We start from the raw sequence: 2,539 nt of genomic DNA on the forward strand, positions 1-2,539 counted from the left end.
AGCTGGTGCTGCCTCTATGGATGCAGCATGTCAAGAAGAGGATATTTTCAAAAACCCTGCTTTACTAAGCGCTTTATTGAAATATATTGCATCTGAACGGTATGGTCGTATTATTGAAGTGTTTATGCCTTATAGTGATGCTCTTCATTCTTTGTCAGACTGGTATGTGCAACTTTTATCCGAATCTCTAGGCAAGATGAGTAATACTTGCTTGCCATATGGTCGTACACCAGTAGCTGCAGTAGGCACTATGGATATGCACGCTCAAGTTCAAGAACATCAAGAAGGTCGTCTCAATAAGGTCGTTCAATTTATTAAGGTAAAAGACTGGAAACATAATCTCATCGTGCCAGATACGTATAGCCAATATGAACGCTTACGCTCTTTATCTGATGTGGGAATTTGTGATATTTTAAATATTGCCTTAGATGCAAATAGAGAGGCATTGTCTAGTGACAATCGCTTTAACATGACTATAACTGTACCAACTTTAAATGCATTCCATTTAGGGGAAATTATGTTTATGCATTGTTGGGCTGTTTATTTCGAGTCTATTTTTGCTGGCGTTGATGCCTTTGACCAACCAGGCGTTGAGGTCTATAAGCGTCTTATCGGTCCTAAATTAGCTCGTGCTAAGGACACAGATAATTCATAAGGGGGAACTATGAATATTTTAGTAACAGGTGGTGCTGGTTATATTGGGAGTCATACTGTACGTGCCTTACAACAAGCAGGCTATACACCAATCATTGTAGATAATTTATCTCGCGGACATGTAGAATCGATTCCTGAAGGGGTTACATTCTACAATATGGATATTGCAGATCCTAAGTTGATAAATATTATGAAAGATCATAATATCATTGGTATTATGCATTTTGCAGCCCATTCTCAAGTTGGGGAATCCATGGTAAATCCAGCCATTTATTATGAAAATAATGTAGTTGGTTCTTATCACCTCACTGAGTCTGCTCGTACTGCAGGTGTGAAACATTTTGTATTCTCTAGTACGGCTGCCGTATATGGTGAGCCTGAAGTGGTGCCGATTCGCGAAGATGCTCAATTGCAACCTACCAATGTATATGGTCGCACTAAATTGATGATTGAAGAAATGTTATCTGATTATAGTTCTATCTATGGTTCTACATACGTAGCTTTGCGTTACTTCAATGCGGCTGGCGCTGACCCATCTGGTACGATTGGGGAGGACCACCATCCAGAAACTCATTTGATTCCGCTTGTGCTCGATGCGGCTCGTGGTAAAAGAGAGCATATAACAGTATTTGGTACTGACTATGATACAGCTGATGGCACATGTGTGCGCGACTATATTCATGTTAATGATTTAGCGGCTGCTCACGTATTGGCTATGGACTACTTGCGTAATGGCGGTGAGTCTCAAGTATTTAACCTTGGTAGTGGTAATGGCTTCTCCGTAAAAGAAATCATCGAAACTGCAAAAGAGGTAACAGGCATCGATATTCCTGTTCAATATGGTGACCGTCGTGCTGGCGACCCAGGTACTTTGATTGCTTCTTCTGAAAGAATCAAAAACTTACTTGGTTGGGATCCTAAATTCAGTAATGTAGCTGATGTTATCAAAGATGCTTGGAAATGGCATACATCTCATCCAGATGGTTTTAACAGTAAATAAAATAAGAACAAATCCTTTTGATTTGTCAATATAATGAATGACTCTATTAGTCACCTAGGTGACTGGTAGAGTCATTTTTTTATAGGAATTTAAAAGGACTTCCTAGAAATAGTTCGAAGGAGGTGAATTATGAACTTACAAAACTATATAGAACAAATCAAAGGCTGGATTGATAGACAATATTTTCTTGTACGCCATTATCGAATGGTAATTGTTATTTTCTTTGTACTTGCTCTAGGGATGATAGTAGTCGGTATTTTTTATCCTCAAGAAGAGGAATCTATCAATATGAATTCAGCCTTATCAGAGGGCAGTATTGATAATCAAAGGAAGGCAGATTCAAAAGAGCAATCGCAAGGGAAATCTAATAACAAAAGAAATGGTAGTGATAAAGGAAAATCTAGTAAAGAGGGAGTAGATAATAAAGCTATAAGTAATGAGAAAGACGGCTCTAGTGTTAAGGGGCGATTACTATATGATGTGAGCAGTGTAGAGCGGTTTCATCCTTGGCAAGAAGTCTTTAAAGATATCTCTAGTCTGGATATATTAAGTGAAGATGATGAGACTAAAGATATAGATAACGACCTAGATACTATTAGAGATGATGAAATATCCCTTAATAATGTTAAACAATCAAGCAGTAAAAGGGCTGCAAGGCAATATAGAGTTACGAAAAATAAAATTACAAAAACGGATAGAAAAAGTAAGAATTCGAATGGAAATATAACTCGTGATGATATGAATAACTTTAATGATGAAAACATTCACTCTCGAACTGGTATTAATTCTAAGGTGTTAATTCCAGAACAACCAATAGAACTTGTGGGAGTCATTGAGGGGAATCAAAATATTGCTATTTTACGAAGAGGTTCAGAAGAGCAGATG

The 2,539-nt window shown here is 37.7% G+C and carries 2 protein-coding genes and 1 pseudogene; all 3 read left to right on the top strand.

Annotated features, from left to right (window positions below; all coding sequences use genetic code 11):
- Nucleotides 1–655: pseudogene (locus tag Q0F90_RS08740) on the top strand (glucose-6-phosphate isomerase); the annotation flags it as partial.
- A gap of 9 nt (nt 656–664) precedes the next feature.
- Nucleotides 665–1,654 carry a UDP-glucose 4-epimerase GalE gene (gene galE, locus Q0F90_RS08745; RefSeq protein ID WP_296004827.1) on the top strand — a complete coding sequence of 330 codons (990 nt, stop codon included), beginning with the start codon at nt 665–667 and terminating at the stop codon, nt 1,652–1,654.
- Nucleotides 1,655–1,783: 129 nt separating this feature from the next.
- A partial coding sequence (locus Q0F90_RS08750; RefSeq protein ID WP_296004828.1) for a hypothetical protein occupies nt 1,784–2,539 on the top strand: 756 nt, incomplete at its 3' end.

Source organism: uncultured Veillonella sp. (assembly GCF_934190855.1).
Taxonomy (GTDB): Bacteria; Bacillota; Negativicutes; order Veillonellales; family Veillonellaceae; genus Veillonella.